The 18,943-nt window shown below is 70.9% G+C and carries 13 protein-coding genes; 4 read left to right on the plus strand and 9 right to left on the minus strand.

The genetic code is table 11. The features are described 5' to 3' along the window. Positions 1-142: 142 nt before the first annotated feature. The gene (locus BXU09_RS15000; protein ID WP_078305158.1) at positions 143-2,986 is read left to right on the plus strand and encodes a hypothetical protein; all 2,844 of its coding nucleotides are present in this window, start codon (positions 143-145) and stop codon (positions 2,984-2,986) included. After that, positions 2,983-3,849 carry a hypothetical protein gene (locus BXU09_RS15005; protein ID WP_078305159.1) on the plus strand — a complete coding sequence of 289 codons (867 nt, stop codon included), beginning with the start codon at positions 2,983-2,985 and terminating at the stop codon, positions 3,847-3,849. The genes BXU09_RS15000 and BXU09_RS15005 overlap by 4 nt, the downstream gene beginning before the upstream one ends. 85 nt (positions 3,850-3,934) lie before the next feature. Here BXU09_RS15005 and BXU09_RS15010 read toward each other — a convergent pair whose 3' ends face one another. From BXU09_RS15010 to BXU09_RS15030, 5 genes are all read right to left on the minus strand, one after another. After that, positions 3,935-4,981, minus strand: a complete 1,047-nt coding sequence (locus BXU09_RS15010; RefSeq protein WP_078305160.1) for a transposase — start codon at positions 4,979-4,981, stop codon at positions 3,935-3,937. A gap of 191 nt (positions 4,982-5,172) precedes the next feature. After that, on the minus strand, positions 5,173-6,387 hold the full coding sequence (locus BXU09_RS15015; protein ID WP_168174629.1) for an ATP-binding protein: 1,215 nt from the start codon (positions 6,385-6,387) through the stop codon (positions 5,173-5,175). Between the two features lie 55 nt (positions 6,388-6,442). Next, entirely contained in the window at positions 6,443-8,035 is a 1,593-nt protein-coding gene (locus tag BXU09_RS21975; protein WP_078305162.1) for a GGDEF domain-containing protein, read from the minus strand. Next, positions 8,028-10,010, minus strand: coding sequence for an HD domain-containing phosphohydrolase (locus BXU09_RS15025; RefSeq protein WP_078305163.1), 1,983 nt, complete (start codon positions 10,008-10,010; stop codon positions 8,028-8,030). The genes BXU09_RS21975 and BXU09_RS15025 overlap by 8 nt, the downstream gene beginning before the upstream one ends. Before the next feature lie 434 nt (positions 10,011-10,444). Then, a complete protein-coding gene (locus BXU09_RS15030; protein WP_078305164.1) occupies positions 10,445-11,950 on the minus strand; it encodes a DEAD/DEAH box helicase in 1,506 nt (501 codons plus the stop codon). Between the two features lie 392 nt (positions 11,951-12,342). On the opposite strand from BXU09_RS15030, the gene BXU09_RS15035 reads away from it, so the two are divergent. Further along, a complete protein-coding gene (locus BXU09_RS15035) occupies positions 12,343-13,212 on the plus strand; it encodes a hypothetical protein (protein WP_078305165.1) in 870 nt (289 codons plus the stop codon). 14 nt (positions 13,213-13,226) lie between these two features. Further along, positions 13,227-13,529, plus strand: coding sequence for a hypothetical protein (locus tag BXU09_RS15040; RefSeq protein ID WP_078305166.1), 303 nt, complete (start codon positions 13,227-13,229; stop codon positions 13,527-13,529). Between the two features lie 23 nt (positions 13,530-13,552). On the opposite strand, the gene BXU09_RS15045 is transcribed toward BXU09_RS15040, so the two are convergent. The 4 genes from BXU09_RS15045 to BXU09_RS15060 form a co-directional block, all read right to left on the minus strand. Then, positions 13,553-14,389 (minus strand): ABC transporter ATP-binding protein, encoded by an 837-nt coding sequence (locus tag BXU09_RS15045; RefSeq protein WP_078305167.1) that lies wholly within the window; start codon positions 14,387-14,389, stop codon positions 13,553-13,555. Beyond that, the gene (gene ntrB / locus BXU09_RS15050; RefSeq protein WP_230284386.1) at positions 14,382-15,200 is read right to left on the minus strand and encodes a nitrate ABC transporter permease; all 819 of its coding nucleotides are present in this window, start codon (positions 15,198-15,200) and stop codon (positions 14,382-14,384) included. The genes BXU09_RS15045 and ntrB overlap by 8 nt, the downstream gene beginning before the upstream one ends. Before the next feature lie 117 nt (positions 15,201-15,317). Then, entirely contained in the window at positions 15,318-16,544 is a 1,227-nt protein-coding gene (locus BXU09_RS15055) for a CmpA/NrtA family ABC transporter substrate-binding protein (protein ID WP_078305169.1), read from the minus strand. Positions 16,545-16,619: 75 nt separating this feature from the next. Beyond that, positions 16,620-18,737, minus strand: a complete 2,118-nt coding sequence (locus BXU09_RS15060) for a molybdopterin oxidoreductase family protein (protein ID WP_078305170.1) — start codon at positions 18,735-18,737, stop codon at positions 16,620-16,622. Between the last annotated feature and the right edge of the window lie 206 nt (positions 18,738-18,943).

Below are 18,943 nucleotides of genomic sequence, written 5' to 3' on the forward strand. Positions count from 1 at the left end.
GCCGCGCGGCTCATCCGGCGCCTCACCGCGCCGCGGGCGAACCGGGTGTGCAGGGGAGTCCTGGCGGACCGGCCGGCCACGCTGGAGGTGCCTGTGGCGGGCGCCCCCATCCCTTTCTGGCGCGCTGCGCTACGCTGGGCGCGTGCCGGACCACCAGGAGGAACCCGCAGCGCGCCGGGGCGCGCCGCGCCTGCTGCTGCTGGCGCTGCTGCTGACCGGGTCGTACCACGGCACGCTGGTCCTGACCCGCGCGTACCGGGGCGCGGACGGCGCCGGCGCGCTGCAGTTCCTGGCGAGCGCGTACGCCCGTCACCCGCTGGACCCCTGGGACGACCGCTGGTACGGCGGCGTGCCCCTGACCGGCGAGCCTCCGCTGGCCGCGCAGCTGATCGCGCTGCTGTCCGGAGCGCTGGGCCTGGAGGGCGCGTACGGCGCGGCGCAGTTCCTGGCGGCGGCGCTGCTGGCCTGGGGCGCGTACCGGGCGACGCTGGCCTGCTCGTCCGCGCGGGAGGCGGGCGTGGCGACGCTGCTCGTCACGCTGGGCAGCGCCCTGACCCTGCAACTGAACGTGTTCGGACACCTGGGCTCGGTGTTCGCGGCCGGGCTGGCCCTGCACGCCGCGCCGCCGCTGTGGGCGTGGTTGCGCGGCGAGGCCCGCGCGGGCCGCCGGGCGCTGCTGCCGCTGCTCGCGGCGGGCCCGGCGGACCCCGTGACGACCCTGCTGCTGGGCGGCGCGCTGCTGCTGGCCGCGCCGGGCGGGCGCGGACGCCGGCGCGCGGCGGGCGGGACGCTGCTGCTGGCGCAGGCGGCCCTGTCCGGCTGGGCCGGGTGGCTGTGGTCCCCGTGGCTGGGCCCGCCGGCCGCGCCGCCGCCCGGCGTGGGCCGCAGCGTCTGGCTGTGCCTGCTGCTGCCGCTCTGGAGCGTGCAGTGGGTGCTGCCGGCCCTGCCGGGACTGCTGCGGCGCGGCCCGCGCGCCTGGGGAGCGGCGGGGCGGCTGGCGCTGGCCGGGGCGGCGCTGCTGCCGGCCGCAGCGGGGCTGCTGTGGGTGCCGGTCGGCGCGGCTTCTGAAGCCAGGACGCTGCGGCTGCCCGCCCCGGAGACGCTGGTGTTCGCCGCGTCGCTGCTGCTGATTCCGTTCGCCGCGCGGGTCGCGCTGCGCGCCTGGGACGCCGCGCACGCCCCGTCCGGGCGGGGGCCGCTGCCGCTGGCGCTCGCGGCGGCGCTGACGCTGATCGTCACGGTCGGCCTGAACGCCCTGCCGCGCACCCGTCCGCTGGAGGGACCGGCCCTGAACCTCGCGCCCCTGCTGAGTTTCATCGAGAAGGACGAACACTGGCGGTACCGGTTCCTGACGGTCGGGTTCGGGCGGCAGCTGGGCCTGCTGGGCGCGCAGACGCGCGCGGCGACCCCGGCGGGCCTGTGGCACCTGCCGCCGGACCTGCCGCAACCGATCGCGTCTCCCGGCGCGTTCGCGGCCCTGGCGGAACGCGCGGACCTGCCGGGCGCCGGGTCGTGGTCGGAGCTGCTGACCCACCCGGAACGCGCGCACCTGAAGTTCGTGTATGCGGCCAGTCCGGCGCTCGATCCGCTGCTGTTCCTGCACGGCTGGCATTCCATCGGCACGCTGGAGAACGGCGTGGTCGTGTGGGAGCGCGAGGACGTGCCGCCCGTCCCGGCGAGACTGCCGCGCAGCGCCCTGCCGCTGTGGGCGGCCGCGCTGTGGGGCGTGGGGCCGCTCGCGGCGTTCCTGGCGGCGGGACTGGTGATCGTCCGGGCGGCCCCGCGCGAACGGGCGGCAACCGGGGCCGTGACCGGTGAGGACCTCACCGGCGCGGGAGTCGGCGCGCCGTGGGGGCCGGTCCGGGTGGTGGCGGGCGTCACGCTGCTGGTGCTGGCCGGTGGGCTGGCGCTACGCCTGTCGCCGGGCTGGGCGCTGGAGCGCGCCTGGGCCGCGCAGGCCCGCGCGGGCACGACGGGCGGCGGCCTGCGTGGCGAGTTCGCGCGCCTCGAGGAGGTGCAGTACCGCCTCACCCGCCTCCCGCAGACCGCCGGCGGCGCGCCCGGGGCGTTGCCGTTCGGGGCGAGGCAGGCGCAGGTCACGGCCCGTTGGTGGACGCCGCTGGGCGAGCGGCGCACCGTGATCACCCAGGGCCTGCACTTCAGCGGGGGCCGCTGGGTGGTCACGCCGCCAGACGCGGAGGCGCTGGCCCTGCGGCGCGCCGTGCCGTCCCTGCAGGCGGGTGTCGCGTACGACCGCGCGCCGCGCCGCATCACCACGAACGCCACCGCGCCCGCCGACGTCCTCGACCGGCCGGTCGTGCAGGTCCTGTCGGCCCGGACGGTCACGCTCGCCGGGCGCGTGGTGGCGGTCGGGTCGCTGCTGAACGCCGACGCCCGCCCCGCCGACCTGACCCTGAGCGCCACGCTGCGCGGCCCGGACGGCGAGGTGCTGCTCAGCGAGAACGCCGGCCTGAGCGTCCTGCACAAACTCCGTCCCGGCGAGCGGACCCCGTGGCTGGTGCGCCTGCCGCCCCTGCCGCCCGGCACGGACCCGGACACCCTGACGCTGGAGGTCGCCGCGCGGGCCGTGGTGACCGGCCGCAGCCTCGAGCGGCCCATCGCCGCCCGCAGCCGCGTGCAGGGGGGCCGGGTGATCGTCGAGGCCCGCAACGTGTCCACCCGGACCCTGGCGGTCCCGCAGGCGCTGCTCGCGGTGTCCGACGCGCGCGGGGTCGCGTGGGTGCGCGGCGCGGTCGGTCCGGCCCTGCCGCCCGGCGCGGTCTGGAGCTTCAGTCTGCCTGCCGCGCCCCCCGCTAACGCCCGCGTCCGCGTGCAGAAGATCACCGGCCCGCCGGACGCGGGGACGGTACGGGCCGCCCGGACGGCGCCGGGGTCGTTCCCGCTGCCGGATGCGGTGCTGCCCGGCGGGTCGTACACACTGACGTTCCAGGTCCTGCCGGACGCCGCGTCACCGGAGGCGCCGTGAGGCGCGCCCTCCTGGGCGTCCCGGCGCTGCTGGTTCTGCTGGCCGCCTGCGCCGGGACGCCCCGCCCGTTCGCGCGGCCGTCCCTGACGGTCAGCGTGCAGCCGGACGACCTGCGTTTCACGCTGGCCGGGCCGGACCTGCCAGCGGGCGAGCCGGTCGAGGCGTCCCTGTTCGGCCCGGCCGGGGAGACCGTCACCCGCGCCCGCACGCAGGCGGGGCAGGTGACGCTGCGCGTGCCGTTCGTGCGGGCCGGGGTCACGCCGTTCGAGGTCCGGGTCGGTCCGCACCGGTTCACGGGGCAGGTGCGCCGCGAGCCCGGCGAGCCGGTGTCGCCGCTGACCCTGAAGGTGGGGGGGCGGGCGGTACGGGTCACGCAGCCGCGCCCGCCGGCGCTGGTGCTGCACCCCACGGACCGGCACGGGAACGTCACGCGGCTTCCGGTCACGGTCCGCATGGAGCGTCCGGACGGCGTGACGCTGCGCCGGGTCGTGCCGGTCGAGCACCTGACCGCGTGGGTGTTCCTGCCGCCGGGCCGCGTGACGGGCCTGATGTCCGTGACCGCCGTGACGGGCGGCGCGGCCGGAGAGTCCGGCGAGGTGGACCTGCTGCCCGGCCCCCTGAGCCAGCTGCGGCCGGAGGGCGGGCAGCGGGGGGCCGGGCCGTTGGGGGGCGTGGCGCGCTGGTCGGAGTTGCGCGACCGCCTCGGGAACCGCGTGGTCGAGAACGAGGCGGCCGTGCTGACCGGTCAGGAGGACGGCTGGAACGTGCAGGTGCCGCTCACGCCCGTGGCGGGGGAGGCGGCGGTCGGGTGGCCGGGAGCGGAGAGCCCGGAGGCCGAGGAGCTGCCGTTCGGGGAGCGCTGAGTAGGGGCAGTGCTGCATTCGCCAGAATATTTTTATGTATATGATTTGGTCAACCAAGAGTTTCCATTTCACTGCCGATGACGTGTCACGCGGCCTCAGGCAGGGGTCCATCCTGCTCAAGGCCGGTCAGGACGTACTTTTCTGCATTCAGAGCCGCCTGCTGTTGTGCGGCCCTCCACGTCACTCCTGGTACTTCCCGACGCACCCGTAACACCGCGTGAAAGGCCTCCACCACGCACCACACCCAGTTCTCCTGCGCCTGGATCGTCCGGCAATGACAACGTCCCAGCCCCAGGTTCTGCTTGAAGAACCGGTGAATCACCTCGATTCCCCAGCGGGCCTTCCAGGCCCGCAGCAGCGAGCGAACCGTGACGTCACCACCAAACGTGCTGAACAGGAAAAAGCGCGTCCACTCACCGTGCACTTTGCGCCACACGATCAGGACATCGAACCCACCGACCTCACGGGCGACCGGCAAGCGGCGGACACGCCATCCGAACTCCGCGTACAGGTGGCAGCGGTCCGGAGGGAATTGTTTGCTCAGCGCATTGAGGGTGAGGGACTCACCCTCGAACTGCACCGTCATATTGGCTTTGGCACGGATCAGGACCGGAATCTGATGCTGGCGACTGAAGGTCATGGCTGCATCCCTCCCGAACTCTCCATCCAACAGAAGACCCGCCATGGGGATGCCGGCCGTGAGGCAATCCTGGACGACGTGGATCATTTCCTGAGTCGCTGTACGGTACGGATAGCGCTCTGTATGCAGGGCCTGTGACACTTTGAATCGCTCCAGGAGTGGAACTGGATCTTCACCGAACCTGACCAGAGCAGCGGAGGTGAACTGATGACCGAGACGGGTCTGGGCCTGACCACTGTAGTGGTAGTTGACGCCTTCCATCGTCCGTCCAGCGTGGGGCACCATGACGAAATCAATGGCCAGGAACGCGCCGGACGGCGCGTTCCTGGCGCGGCGCTGGAGGTCTTCTGTCGATTCGAAGGAGTTCCGCGCCATCTCCTGGGAGATGGCGCTTTTGCGCAAGGTGCTGTAGGGAACGAGACCGCTGAGGCTGGTGACTCGGTTCAGCTGAGCGGTGATGATGCTTTGCGGTAGGCTGGGTGTGCGAGGCATAGTCACTTCGCATAAAGGCCCATGAGACCGGGGAATTTCAAGCCCCTGCCTCCTGGGCCTTCGTGCTGGTCGCTATTCCCTCGCCTGTGGAAACTTTTGGTCAACACAACAACCGAACCGACTTCCCGCATCAACCTTCCCGACTGTGCCCTGCCCACCGCCTATTCAGGCCGCACGGAACGCCTGCTGGACTATTCCGGCAGTGTGAACGAGAAGGTCGCGCCCTGTCCGGGTCGGCCGGTGGCGTGGACGGTGCCGCCGTGCCGGGTGACGACGCGGCGGACGAGCGCGAGGCCGGTGCCGGTGCCTTCGAATTCGTTCTGGTGGTGGAGTCTCTGGAACAGGCGGAACAGTTTGTGTCCGTAGTCGGGGTCGAATCCGGCGCCGTTGTCCTGCACGTCGATCCTCCAGGTGCGGGCCTGCGGGTCGTGGTGGGCGCTGACGTGCAGTTGCGGGTCCGGGCGGTTCCGGGTGTACTTGAGGGCGTTCCGGCAGAGGATCGCCAGGATGGACCGCAGGGCGTGCGGGTCGCCGGGCACGGTGGGCAGGGGAGAGACGGTCCACTGAACCTGGGGGGCGGCCGGGTGAAGTTCCCGTTGCACTTCGGTGTGCAGGTCGTTCAGGTCGACCGGCTGGACGCGCAGGGCGCAGCGTCCGGCGCGGCTGAAGCGCATGACGCCGTCGATCATGCCGGAGAGATTCACGGCGCTCGTCTCGATGATGCCGAGGTACCGGTCGCGTTTGCTGGTGTCGGTGGTCTGCCGGGCGAGCCGCGCGAAGCTCAGGAGGTGCCGGACGGGTGTGAGCAGGTCGTGAGACATGGCGTAGGTGATGTTCTCGAGTTCCTCGTTCGTCTGCAGAAGCAACCGTTTCTCGTTGCGCAGGGCTTCGGTCTGCCGGGCGATCTCGTCGGCGAGGCTGGCGTTGAGGGCTTCGAGGGCCTGCTGGGCGTTCACGCGGTCGGTCACGTCGCGGGAGATGACGATTAGGTCGTAGGGAGCGGTCGCGTCGGGCCGGGCGGGATCGGGGAGCGGCGCGAGCGTCACGTCCCACCAGCGGGGTTCGCCGCGCAGGGTGGGGCAGAATCCCGTGAACTCGGCGGGCGTGCCGGCCGACGCGACCGCGAAGGCTTTCAGCATGACTTCGCGCGTCTCGCCTTCCCAGAAGGACAGCCAGTCCGCGCCGTGGCAGACGCTGTAATCGTCGACCTGCATGGCGTGCTGGCCGCGCAGGTTCATGGACTGCAGGCGGCCGTCCCGGTCGACGACCTTGATGCAGTCGGCGCTGAGGTTATGCACGCCGGTCAGGTACCGTTCCCGCCACTGCTGATCGGAAACGGGGACGTCGCCGGTCAGCAGGTCCGGGGCGGTACCACTGACAGGCAGGCGCAGACCAGATTCCGACATCTTCCGCATGATAGGGCACGCTGCCAGCCCGGCACCGTGAAGGAAGATACGCCGTTCAGGGCTCCTGCGGTGGGCTGGACTCGCGGACGGTGTTGCGCCCGGCGGCCTTCGCGGCGTACAGCGCCTGATCGGCTGCCTGGAGGACGCGGGTCGGTTCGTCCCCGCGGTTCAGGCAGGTCAGGCCGAAACTGGCCGTGACGCGTAGCTCCGGGTGGATGTCCGTCCAGTCGTGGGTGTCGAGCGCGGCGCGCAGGCGCTCGCAGACGCGCCGGGCCACCGGCAGTGGCGCGCCGGACAGGAGCAGCAGGAATTCCTCCCCGCCGAAGCGCGCCAGGCAGTCGTGATCCCGGATTTCCCGCGTCAGGATCTGCACGGCCCGCACGAGTACCGCGTCCCCGATCACGTGACCGTACCGGTCGTTCACGCCCTTGAAGTGGTCGAGGTCCAGCAGCGCCGCCGCCGACGGGTGCCCGTTCCCGGCGCGGAGCAGCAGGTTGTCCAGGTGGGTCATGGCGGCCGCGCGGTTCGGCGCGCCGGTCAGCGGGTCGCGCAGCGCCGCTTCCGCGAAGGCCTCGGCGCGCACCTCGGCCTCGCTGACCTGCCGCTCGATCTGACGCAGCAGCGCGCCCTGCTGGAAGTACTCGCGGTACAGGCGTTCGAGGTGACGGGTCAGGTCCCGCTGCACCTCGAACGCCTGCTCGAAACGCCCCTGCCGGGCCTGCGCGTCCGCCTGGACCTGCCGGGCCTGCGCGGCCAGCAGGTCCAGACTGGCCTGCTGGAACGCGCTGACCGCCGCCGCCGCGTCGCGTTCCATGTCCGGCCAGCGGCCCGCCACGGCACGGACCCGCGCCCGGTCCAGCAGCGCCCGCCCGAGCGCCTGCTGACTGCCCGAAGCGCGCGCCACCCGCACGCGCCGGGTCGCGAGGGCCTGCGCGGCCGGAACGCGCCCGCTCAGCAGTTCCCACGCGACCAGCGACTCCAGGATCTCCGGCTGCAGCCGCAGCACCGCCACCTCCTGCGGGCCGGTCTGCATGGCCCGCAGTTCCCACACGGAAGTCGGCAGGTGCGTGCGGGCTTCCTCCGCCAGGTCGCCGGGCAGTTCACCGGCCCGCAGGGCCAGCGCCGCGCCCCGCACGAAATTGATGTGAAACGCGATCGACAGGGGCGGCACGCCCGGCTGGGCGGACTCCAGACCCACCCGGAACGGCGAACGCAGCAGCTCCAGCAGCCGCGCCGTGACCGCCGCGTTCCGCCCGCGTTCCAGTTCGTAGTGCGAGGCGTTCACCGCGACGAGCGCCACGTCCCGCACCTCACCGGCCGCGCGGGCCAGCGTGTCCGCCTCCCGGAAGTGCCCGTCGGCACCCAGGTCGTCATACACGTCGAGCATCACCAGCGCCACCGCCACGTGCGCCCGGGCCGTCAGGCCCGCGTCCCCCGACGCCCGCGCGAGATCCAGGCAGGTGACCGCGTGCGTCATCGCGGCCTGCACGTCCCCCAGGTCCAGCGCGAGGTACGTCGCGTCCCTGCGCAGCAGCGCCAGTTCGCGCAGGTCGCTCACGCCGTCCATGGCGGCCAGCGTGTCCTGCAGTTCCCGTTCCACGGCCCGCAGGTCCGTCTGTTCCGGGTCGGGCGGGATCGGTTCAGGCATCGGCGTCACCCCCGTCGCTCGCGCCCGCCCCGTCCAGCCACGCCAGGAACGCCCGCACCACCTGCGGATCGAAGTGCTGCCCGGCCTCCTGCTCGATCAGCGCGCGGGCCCGCTCGGCGTCCCAGGCCGGCCGGTACGGCCGGTCGTGCCGCAGGGCGTCCCACACGTCGATCACCGCGAAAATCCGCGCGGGCAGCGGAATCGCCTCGCCCGCCAGACCCGCCGGGTAACCGCTCCCGTTCCACTTCTCGTGATGCGCGGACGGAATATCCAGCGCCTCGCGCAGGAACTCGATGGGTTCCAGCAGTGCCAGTGCCATGTCCGGGTGCCGGCGCATCACCGCCCACTCCTGATCGTCCAGCGGGCCGGGTTTGAGCAGCACCGCGTCCGGAATGCCCATCTTGCCGATGTCGTGCAGCAGCGCCCCGCGCCGCAGGTGCAGCAGCGCCTCGCCGCTCAGGCCCATGCGGCGCGCCAGTTCCACGGCCAGTTCCGTCACGCGCTGACTGTGCCCCTCGGTCTCCCGGTCCCGGAAATCCAGCGCCCGCGCCCAGCCCTCGATGGTCTGATCGTACGCGCGGCTCAGCTCGTCCCGGCTGCCGCGCAGGTCCGCGAGCAGCATCACGTTCGCCAGCGCCGCGCCCATCTGCGCCGCGACCGTCTCCAGCGCCTGCCGGTCGTCCTCGTCGAAGGCGTCCACGAGGGGGCTTTCCACGTTCAGTACGCCCCACACGCGCCCCGACACCCGGATCGGCGTGACCAGTTCGCTGCGCACCTCATGCCCGATCGGCACGTATCGGGGGTCGCAGCGCACGTCCCCGAGCATCAGGGTCACGCCGCCGCGCACCGCCGCGCCGCACAGTCCCTGGTCGACCGGCAGCGACTGCGCGTGCCGCACCGTCCGCGGCTCCCGGTTCCCGTCGCAGGCCCGCATCAGCAGCTGATCCCCGACCCGCTCCGCCACCCACACGAACGGATGCCCCAGCCGCCCCTCGATCAGCCGCACCACCCGCGACGCGATCTCGTCCACGCTCTGCGCCTCCTGCAGTTGCAGGCTCGTGGCGTGCATCAGGGTCAGCTCCTGCACCCGGCGTTCCAGCGCCCGTTTCGAGAGGTGCTGCGCCGTCACGTCCCGCGAGTGCACCACCACCCCCCGCACCGAGGGTTCCTCCAGCAGGTTGCGGCCGCGCGCCTCCAGCCACAGCACCCGCCCGTCGACATGCAACGCCCGGAACGTCAGGTTCAGGGTGGCGTCCGGAACGCGCTGAATCGCCATGAACGCCTCCTGCACACGCCCGATGTCGTCCGGGTGGACGACATTCAGCGCGGCGTGGCCCGTCACGTCCCGCGCGCTGCGCCCCAGCAGCAGCCGCGCCCCCCCGCTCTGGTACAGCACCCGGCCCCCGGCGTCCAGGACCGTCACGAGGTCCGTGCCCTGGTCGGTCACGGTCCGCAGCATCGCCTCACGCGCCCGCACCGCGCTCTCCGCCTGCAGGCGGCTCAGCAGCGTTCCCCACAGCGCCCCGATCGTTCCCAGCACGCCCAGCCCGTTCAGGTCCGGGCGGGGCCGGTTGAACAGCAGATTCACGGTCCCGACCAGTTCAGGCCCGTTGAACAACCCGAAGTTCACGAGATGCCGCGCTCCCAGCCGCGCGTAATTCCGTTCCTCCGGCCCATGCCAGTCCGGTGACGGCACCGGCGCGCTGATCCAGGTGCCGGCCGTCAGGAGCGTCACCCAGTCCGGCTCCATCACCTGCACGCGGTGAACGTCCAGGAGCGGGTGCTCGCCCCACGCGGCGTTCATGACGTACTCCCTTTCCGTCACCCGCAGGTGCAGCATCCCGAGGTCCGCGCCCAGCAACTCCGACAGGAACGACAGACCTTCGCGGCACAGGTCAGTCTCGCTGCCCTGCGCGAGCAGTTGCCGCGTGACCGTCAGCAGGAGCGTTTCACTGTCGGGAGTGGAGGTCGTCATGAGGTCCTGACCGACATCCTACCTGCTGCGTCCACCACCCGCCGCGCGTGCCCCCCAGAAGAGTGACGATTCTCACAAGAGTGGACGCGTGCGTGACCGACCAGCACGGGCCGGGACTCGCCGGACGCCCGTGCGACAGGCCACCGCGTTTGCGGGCGCGCGACCGGGTTTCCGGTGGGCGTGGAAGTCGTCGGCATCGGCAGATCCGACACGAACGGTTTTTCAAGCTAAGAGAGATTAGTGTGAAAAGACCGGGAATAAAACCCGGGTCCAGAACCCCTCGGGGCGTCGCCGGACACGCCCACAGGCGATCGGGCGCAGCAACCGGTTTTCTGCCGTCCAGCACGGCCTTGGGCGGCAGCATCTGCTCCGGGCGCGATAAAGGAAAGGGGGAGGCGCCGGCGCCTCCCCCTTCCAGCCTCAGGAGCTTCCGCTCAGCGGCGGCCGCCGCGTCCACGGGGACGCTGGGGTCCCACGCGGCCCGCGCCGGTACCGGCGGCGCTGTCGCTACGGCCCTGGCTGCCCTGGCGGGGACGCTCCACCTGACCGCTGCGAGCACCACCATGTCCGCCACCCTGCCCGGCGCTCTGGGTGCGGGGCTGCTGACCCTGCGCGCGCGGCTGACCCTGACGGCCGCCGCCGGGACCCTGCTGGCCACGGCCCTGACCCTGCTTCTCCTGAATCTCCTTGTCGATCTGACTTTCCTCGCGCGTCAGGGGCGGGTGCAGCGCGCCCGGCAGTTTGCGGCGCACGTTCTGCCACAGGGCACGCTGCTCGGGAATCAGCAGCACCAGGTTCGTGCCGGGACGGCCCGCGCGGGCCGTCCGGCCGGAACGGTGCACGTGATCCTCGGCAGTGGACGAGATGTCCATGTGAATCACCAGGCGCACCTCCGGCAGGTCGATGCCGCGACCGGCGATGTCCGTGGCGATCAGGACGCGGGACTTGCCTTCGCGCAGCAGCGCCATGGTCCGCTCGCGCTTCTTCTGATCCATGTTGCCCTCGAGCGGACTGACGATCTCGCCGGGCAGCAGTTCGTTCAGTTTCTCCGCGCGGCGTTTCACGAGGGACTTGGTGCGGCTGAAGATCACGACGCACCCGCCGGGTTCGCGCAGCACCTCGCGGGCGCGGTCCGCGGCGAGGTCCAGCACCTGATCACGGGTGGTGTTCACGAGCAGGTGCGTGGCGCCGGTCGCGCCGCCCAGCACGTCGGCGGCGTTCGCGCCCGCGTCGTCCGAGCGGGCCGGGGCGATGTCGATGCGTTCCGGGTTCACCATGAACCGCTCGGCGACCGCGCGGATCTCGGCCGGGAAGGTCGCCGACGCCATCGCGACCTGCAGGTGCCCGTTGTTGGCGCTCTGCTGCTGCGCGGCGCGCAGGATGTCCCCCACGTCCCGCAGGAAGCCCAGGGACAGCAGTTCGTCGGCCTCGTCCAGCACCACGTACCGCAGCCCCGCGAGGCTCAGTTCGTTGCGGTTGATCAGGTCCTTGAGGCGGCCGGGCGTGCCGGAGATCAGGCCCTTGCCGGTCGCCTCGCTGCGCGTCTGTCCGGGCGTGATGCCGCCCGTGATGCGCCCGGCGGTCATGCCGAGCTCGCGGGCCACGTCGCGGATCTGCACGGCCAGTTCGCGGGTGGGCGTGATGACCAGCACTTCCGGGCGCATGCCGCGCACCGCGCTCATGCCGATGCCCCGCGCCGCCGCCGGAATGAGGAACGCGAGCGTCTTGCCGCTGCCGGTGCGGGCGGTCGTGATCACGTCACGGCCCGACAGCAGCGCCGGAATCGCTCCGGCCTGCACGGGCGTGGGCGTGCGGTCACCCAGCAGGGCGCGCCAGTCGGCAGGCGCACGGACTGGGGCCGCGTGGTCAGAGGAACGGGCCGGGCTGGCAGACGAAGAAGCAACCGGCGCACGCCGGGGTTTATCCTGAATTCGGGTCATGAAACATCCTGTCGACGCCCACACAGGGCGCGCCGCGCCGGAGCGCAGCTTGAAACTAATGGGGCGCCGTCACACGTCCGTCCAGGCGGACAGAACCAGACATCCCGGCGAGAACTGCACACGAGCCGGTCACCCTCGGCGACCAGTCATCCCCCCATCATGCCCCATCCGGCGCGAAAAACACAGTCTCCCCCCACGGAACACCCGGCTGGGCGCGCGGTCAGCACGCCAGGGCAGCAGCGGGAGCCGGCGGGAAGGCAACCGGGGCGGGTGAAGGACGCCGGGGGGAGTGGAAGTGAATTCGGCGTGAATTCATGTTGCGGATCGTGCTATCATATACATGCAAATATCTAGCCTACAACTTTCTGAATGGCCTTTCCCCGGAGGTACGCATGGCCGCCCCGCACCCCGACGAACTCGCCCTGAAACTCACCCGCGCCCTCACGGACCTCGACCTCGACGCACTCGTCGCCACCCTCCAGGCCGGCGGGAACCTCACCCGACCCCCCGCGCAGACCCGCGCGAACCTCAAACCCATCCTCGAACAGGCCCGCACCGACCACATCAACCTGCTGCGCCCCCCCGCCGACTTTCACGCCTGGCTGCGCACGCCACTGCTGAGCAACGCGCGCGGCGGCGTCGCCAGCAACAACACCATCATCGCCCGCACCAGCACCCTGCGCGGCCTGTACACCACCCTGCGCCGCGCCGGCCTGATCAGCACCGACCCACTGACCGACTTCCAGACGCCGCCCGCCGAGCACGCCCGCGACGCCCTCCCCCACCGCGACGACCTGACCCGACTGCTGCTGAACGCCACCGAACCCACCCTGCACGCCGCGCTGACCCTGATGTACCGCCACGCCCTGCAGGTCACGGAAGTCCTGTCCCTGCGCTGGGGCATGTACGACCACGCGCGCGGCCGCCTGCTGCGCCGCCGCACGGTCAGCACCCTCGACCCGCTGAGCATCCAGGCGCTCGAACCGCTGCTGGCCAGCGCGGGCGGCCCCATGCACGCGCACGACGACGCGCACGTCTTCCCGTACCGCACGCAGGACGACCTGCGCCTCGCGATCTTCCGGGTGTGCCAGGGCGCCAACCTGCCGTTCATCGGTCCGTCGCAGATCCGCCGCGCCAGCCTGCGGGACTTCCCGCTCGCACAGACGGACGCCGGGTACGCCGACCCGCGCTCGTTCGAGCTGGCGCAGACCCTCGCCCGCAGCCTCGGCACCCGCGACCCGGACGGGGAAAGTCACGACTGAGCAGAATCCACCTTATGCGTGATCATAAGTCCATCGATCATCTCCGGGCAGAGCTTGGAGTAATCACATTCGAGAACCAGAGTCTCTATTTCGAATACTTTTTGAGTCATTCGGATTGGAATGAGCGAGAAGCGCTGGAATGGATCAGGATTTTTGATGATGATGACCATGATGACTACGGCGCATTTGCCTGGGACATTGTGCTGCTGGTTGAACGTCAGATTTCAATTGAGGGGATATCAGAGTTGATCAACATCAGAAGCTACTGGGCTCAATTGGCATTGTGGAGCGTGCGTCAACAGATCAGCCGCAACTGATCGATACGTGCTGACCCAGGTCACTAGTGGTGGGTGGCGAGGACCGTGCCGAGCAGGTGCAGCATGTGGGCCTTGAGGTCCAGGTACGTGTCGCTCTTGACGAGCGCGGCGCGGTCGCGGGGTCGGGGCAGGTCCACGGTCAGGACCTCGTGGATGTGGGCGCGCGGGCCGTTGCTCATGACGACGATCCGGTCGCTGAGGTAGATGGCCTCGTCGATGTCGTGCGTGACCATGACGACGTTGCTGATGCCGCCCTCGCCCTCGGCGCTCCACAGGCCCAGCAGTTCGTCCTGCAACTTGCCCTTGGTGATCGCGTCGAGCGCCCCGAAGGGTTCGTCGAGCAGCAGCACGCGCGGATGCACCGCGAACGCGCGGGCGATGGCGACCCGCTGACGCTGACCGCCGCTCAGGGCGCTGGGGCGCTTGTGCTGGTGGGGCCACAGGCCCACGGTCTTCAGGGCGTGGTCGGCGCTCTGCTCGCGCTCGGTGCCGTTCATGTCGGGGCGGGCGGCCCTGAGGGCCTCGGTGACGTTCTGCCGGACGCTCAGCCACGGCAGCAGCGAATAGTTCTGGAAGACCATGGAGCGGTCCGGGCCGGGGCCGGTGATGGTGCGTCCCAGGATCTGCAATTGCCCCTCGGTCGGGTGGTCGAGGCCCGCGATGAGGTTCAGCAGGGTGCTCTTGCCGCAGCCGGAGTGCCCGATGATGCTCACGAACTCGCCGGGCCAGATGTCGAGGTTCACGTCCTCCAGGGCCACGAAGTGGCCGTAGCGGCGGTGCACGCCCTGGATGGCCAGGGCCGGGGTCAGGGGCGAGGCGATGGCGGAGGCTTTCTGCGGCAGGGTGTGGGGTTCAGACATACGACACCTTCTTCTCCAGGACGTTGAACAGGCGGTCGAAGATGAAGCCGGTCACGCCGATGATCAGGATGGCACTCACGACGTTCGGGAGGTTCAGGGCGTTCCAGGCGTCCCAGACGAAGAAGCCGATGCCGCTCTTGCCGCTGAGCATCTCGGCGGCCACGATGACCATCCACGCGATGCCGAACGAGATGCGCAGGCCCGTCACGATGTGCGGCAGCGCGTACGGCATCAGCACGCGCAGCACGTACTGCGTGGGCGTGAACTGGAACACGCGGGCGACGTTCTTGAAGTCCTGCGGCACGCCGCTGACCCCGAAGGCCGTGTTGATCACGGTGGGCCACAGCGCCGTGATGAAGATGATGAAGACCGTGGCGGGCTCGGCGGACTTGAACAGCACCAGCCCGATCGGGAACCACGCCAGCGGCGACACGGGGCGCAGCAGCTGCACGACCGGGTCGAGGGCGCGGCGCACGCCCGGAACGCTGCCCATCACGACGCCCAGAGGAATGGCGACCAGAGCGCCGAGCGCGAAGCCGGAGAACACCCGTTTCAGGCTGGAGAGCAGCAGGTTCAGGATGCCCTGGTCGTTCGGGCCGCGGTTGTACCAGGGGTCTTTCAGCAGGGTGCCCAGCGCCGAGCCGATCTCGGCGAGTTTCGGCAGGTCGCTGCGCAGCGCGCTGAGCAGCACGTACACCAGTGTCAGCAGGCCCAGACCCAGCAGGAAGAAGCCCAGGGACTGCAGCGGGACTTTCAGGTTCGGGCGGGCGCGGGGAACGGGGGGGGCCGGGGGCGTGTGGGTGACGGTCATGGACATCTCCTGTCGGGCGTAGCCCCGGTTCGGGCGCGGAGGGGCGGTTGAGGGGGCTTCTGTTGACTTTCCTGCTCTGGTCGGGTGGAACAGTCGTAGCCGACCATGCCACCGGGATCAGACCGGGATGGGGTTGGCCTTGATGAACTCAGCCGGGCGTCTGGGATCGAAGGTCAGGCCGTCGATGGTGGTCTTGATCTTGGCCATGTCGTCGGTGGGAACCTTGACGCCGGCTTCCCTGGCGACCTCGCGGTACAGGTCGTCCAGGATGAGTTTCTGCGCGACTGCCTGGTAGTCCGGGGCGGACTTGATCAGGCCGAAGCGCACGAACTGCGCCAGGAACCAGATGGCGTGCGCGTGGCGGGGCAGGTTCGTCTGCGCGGCGCGGGAGAACATCATCTGGTCGCCCAGGAACTGCCGGTTGCCGATCGCGCCGCCCATGTCGTACTTGCCTTCCAGTCGGCCCTGGATGACCTCGGCGGGCGCGTTCACGTACCGGCTCGCGCTGATGACCCTGGCGGCCTGACGGCGGTTGGCGATGGAGTCCAGCCACGCGCTGGCGTCCAGAATGGCGCGCATGACGGCCTTGAGTTCGTCCTTGCGGGCGCTGAAGTCCTTGTTCAGCACCAGCGCCTTTTCCGGATGGTTGCGCCAGATCTGCTGGGTGGTCAGGTGCGTGAAGCCGATGCCCTGCGCGACGGCCACGCCGCCCCAGGGTTCCCCGACGCAGAAGCCGTCCATGTTCCCGACTTTCATGTTGGCGACCATCTGCGGGGGCGGCACGGTGATGATGCCCACCTTGCCCTGCGGCACGCCGGCCTGCGCGAGCCAGGAGCGCAGCCAGATGTCGTGCGTGCCGCCGGGGAAGGTCATGGCGAAGGTGGGGGCCTTGCCCTGCGCGATGAGCCGGCGGATGATCTCCCCGGCCGCTTTCGGGTCGCCGGCGGCCGCCTTGAAGGTGTTTTCCAGCGTGATGGCCTGACCGTTGTTGTTGAGGACCATGGCGATCGGCAGTTCCCGCCCGGCGGGGCCGCCGATGCCCGCGTAGACACTCAGGGGCAGGCTGAACAGGCAGTGCGCGGCGTGCAGGTCGCCGCTGAGCAGGCCATCGCGGGTGGCGGCCCAGGACGCCTGCTTGATGACGTTCACGTTCACGCCGTACTTCTTGAAGTACCCGAGTTCCTGGGCCATGACGACGCTGGCGCAGTCGGTCAGCGGAATGAACCCGATGTTGATGGGTTTGCCCTGGGCCGACGCGATGTTCACGCGGGGCAGGGTGGTGCTGGCGGCAGTGACGGCGGCGGTCTTCGCGGCGAGTTTCAGGAAGGAACGTCGGTCAGTCATCAGGTCTCCAGATCAGGGGGAAAGGGGCTGCGGGCGGGGCGGTCAGTGGGTGGGCGGGTCTCCTGTGGGCGGGATTCAGGGCCTGGGAATCAGGGGCGTGGGGGGCGGGACTGTCTGGGCCGGGTGCAGCGCCGGGGTCGGGGCGGGCCGCAGCGTGACGGGCGTGATCTTGAAACCCGGCATGCGCGAGTGCGGGTCGAGGGCGGTGGGGTCGGTCAGCAGGTTGGCCGCGCCGGGCCAGTGGAACGGCACGAACAGCGTGTCGGGGCGGATGCCGGGCGTCAGGGTGACGGGCAGGGTCGCCTGTCCGTGCGCGGTGACCAGGGTGACGCTCTGGCCGGCGCGCAGGCCGTGGGCGTGGGCGGTGTCCGGGTGGATCTGCACGGCGTTCTCGCCTTTCAGGGCGGGGTTGCGGCGGGTCTGGGTGCCGCTCTGGTACTGCCCGCTCAGGCGGCCGGTGGTCAGGTGCAGGGCGCGCGGCGCGAGGTCCGGGGCGGGCAGGCGCGGCACGTGCAGGGTGGCCAGACCGTCGGGCGTGGGGTAGGTGGGGGCGTAGGCCAGGGGCGTGTCGGGGCCGTCGGCGCGCGGGACGGGCCACTGGGCGCTGGCGCGGTCGAGGCGTTCGGCGCTCAGGCCGCTGTAGTCGGCTTTGGCACCGCGCGTGGCGAGAAAGAAGTCGTCCTGCAGGTCGCGGAAGGTGGGGTACGTGAAGCCGTGGGGCCGGCCGACGGCGTGCGCGAGGTCGCACAGGATCCGCCAGTCCTCGCGGGCGGCGCCGGGGGCGGTCATGGCGCGGCGGCGGCGCTGCACGCGGCCTTCGAGGTTGGTGGTGGTGCCTTCCTCCTCGCACCACATGCTGCCCGGCAGGACCAGCGTGGCGAGCTGCGCGGTCTCGCTGGGCAGGAAGTCGATGACGATCAGATGTTTCAGGGCGCGCAGTTTCTCGGTGATCTGCCCGGCTCCGGCGGCGCTGACGACCGGGTTGCTGCCCAGCACGATCAGCGCGTCGAGGCCGCCCTCGCCGCTCTCGCCACAGGCGTTCAGGAGTTCCTGGGCGCTGTGGCCGGGCTGGGGCAGGTGGTGTTCCGGGACGCCCCAGTGGGCGGCCATCTGGGCGCGGTGGCGGGGGTCGCGCAGGCTGCGGGCGCCGGGCAGCTGGTCGTTCTTCTGGCCGTGTTCGCGTCCGCCCTGGCCGTTGCCCTGGCCGGTCAGGGTGCCGAAGCCGCCGCCCTGCTTGCCGACGTGGCCGGTCAGGAAGGCGAGGTTGATCCAGGCCTGCACGGTGTCGGTGCCGTGGGTGTGCTGTTCCGGGCCGCGTCCGGTGAGGATCAGTGGCGTGCGGGCGTCGGCGTAGGCGCGGGCCAGGGCGATCAGCTCGGCTTCGGGGACGCCGCACTCGTGGGCCACGCGGGCCGGGGGGTAGTCGTCGGCGTGCCACAGGACGTCGCTCAGGCCGTGGGCGGGTGCGGTGGGGCGGATGCGGCCCCACTGTTTCATGAGGTGCAGCAGGCCCAGGGCGAGCACGCCGTCCGTGCCGGGGCGCGGCGCGAGGTGCCGCCCGGCGACCTTGACGGTGGGCGTGACGCGCGGGTCGATGGCGTACACGGCCCCGCCGCGGTCCCTGGCGGCCTTGAGGTACTGCATGACGGGCGGGAGCGTCTCGGCGATGTTCGCGCCGACCAGCACGATCAGGTCGCTGCGGGGCAGGTCGTCCAGCGGGAAGCCCAGGCCCCGGTCGAGGCCGAAGGTGCGGTTCAGGGCGGCGCTGGCCGAGGCCATGCAGTAACGGCCGTTGTAGTCGATGTGCGGCGTGCGGAGGGCCACGCGGGCGAATTTGCCCAGCAGGTACGTCTTCTCGTTGGTGAGGCTGCCGCTGCCGAACACGCCCACGCGCTGCGGGGCGCTGTGCACCAGGGGGCCCAGGGCCTCGCGGACGTAGGCCAGCGCCTCGGGCCAGCCGACGGGGACCAGCTGGCCGTCGCGGCGCAGCAGCGGCGTGGTCAGGCGGTCCGGGTGGCGCAGGTCGTTCAGGGCAGCCAGGCCTTTCTTGCAGACGGTGCCGTGCGCGACCGGGCACTCGCGGGTGGGCGTGGCACGCGTGACCAGGCCCTGTTCGAGGTGCAGGTCGAAGTTGCACTGCACCGCGCAGTACGGGCAGGTGGTGCGGACGGTGCGGGAAGAGGCCGCGTTCATGGGGGGAGCCTGACGGCCAGCGTGAGAAAAGTCAAGGCCAATTTTGCAAGCTGTTAAACTTTTTCGTTACAATTTGTCGAACCGACCAGAAAAATGTGGTTGATGTCCGGTCATTTGTTCAATCTGGCCATAAAAACTTGACAAACCGTTCAGAATCCGGCTCAATGTCCGCAGCAGTCGCCACCGCACCCGCCAGCCGCCCGCTG

It is taken from the genome of Deinococcus sp. LM3, from assembly GCF_002017875.1.
In the GTDB taxonomy this organism is placed as follows: Bacteria; Deinococcota; Deinococci; order Deinococcales; family Deinococcaceae; genus Deinococcus.

What these genes read in the sequence shown, in the direction of transcription:
- BXU09_RS15015 (WP_168174629.1), bottom strand. Translation starts at nt 6,387, where the DNA reads ATGTCGGAATCTGGTCTGCGCCTGCCTGTCAGTGGTACCGCCCCGGAC.
- BXU09_RS15040 (WP_078305166.1), top strand. Translation starts at nt 13,227, where the DNA reads ATGCGTGATCATAAGTCCATCGATCATCTCCGGGCAGAGCTTGGAGTA.
- BXU09_RS15035 (WP_078305165.1), top strand. Translation starts at nt 12,343, where the DNA reads ATGGCCGCCCCGCACCCCGACGAACTCGCCCTGAAACTCACCCGCGCC.
- BXU09_RS15045 (WP_078305167.1), bottom strand. Translation starts at nt 14,389, where the DNA reads ATGTCTGAACCCCACACCCTGCCGCAGAAAGCCTCCGCCATCGCCTCG.
- BXU09_RS15030 (WP_078305164.1), bottom strand. Translation starts at nt 11,950, where the DNA reads ATGACCCGAATTCAGGATAAACCCCGGCGTGCGCCGGTTGCTTCTTCG.
- BXU09_RS15010 (WP_078305160.1), bottom strand. Translation starts at nt 4,981, where the DNA reads ATGCCTCGCACACCCAGCCTACCGCAAAGCATCATCACCGCTCAGCTG.
- BXU09_RS15060 (WP_078305170.1), bottom strand. Translation starts at nt 18,737, where the DNA reads ATGAACGCGGCCTCTTCCCGCACCGTCCGCACCACCTGCCCGTACTGC.
- BXU09_RS21975 (WP_078305162.1), bottom strand. Translation starts at nt 8,035, where the DNA reads ATGCCTGAACCGATCCCGCCCGACCCGGAACAGACGGACCTGCGGGCC.
- ntrB (WP_230284386.1), bottom strand. Translation starts at nt 15,200, where the DNA reads ATGACCGTCACCCACACGCCCCCGGCCCCCCCCGTTCCCCGCGCCCGC.
- BXU09_RS15025 (WP_078305163.1), bottom strand. Translation starts at nt 10,010, where the DNA reads ATGACGACCTCCACTCCCGACAGTGAAACGCTCCTGCTGACGGTCACG.
- BXU09_RS15055 (WP_078305169.1), bottom strand. Translation starts at nt 16,544, where the DNA reads ATGACTGACCGACGTTCCTTCCTGAAACTCGCCGCGAAGACCGCCGCC.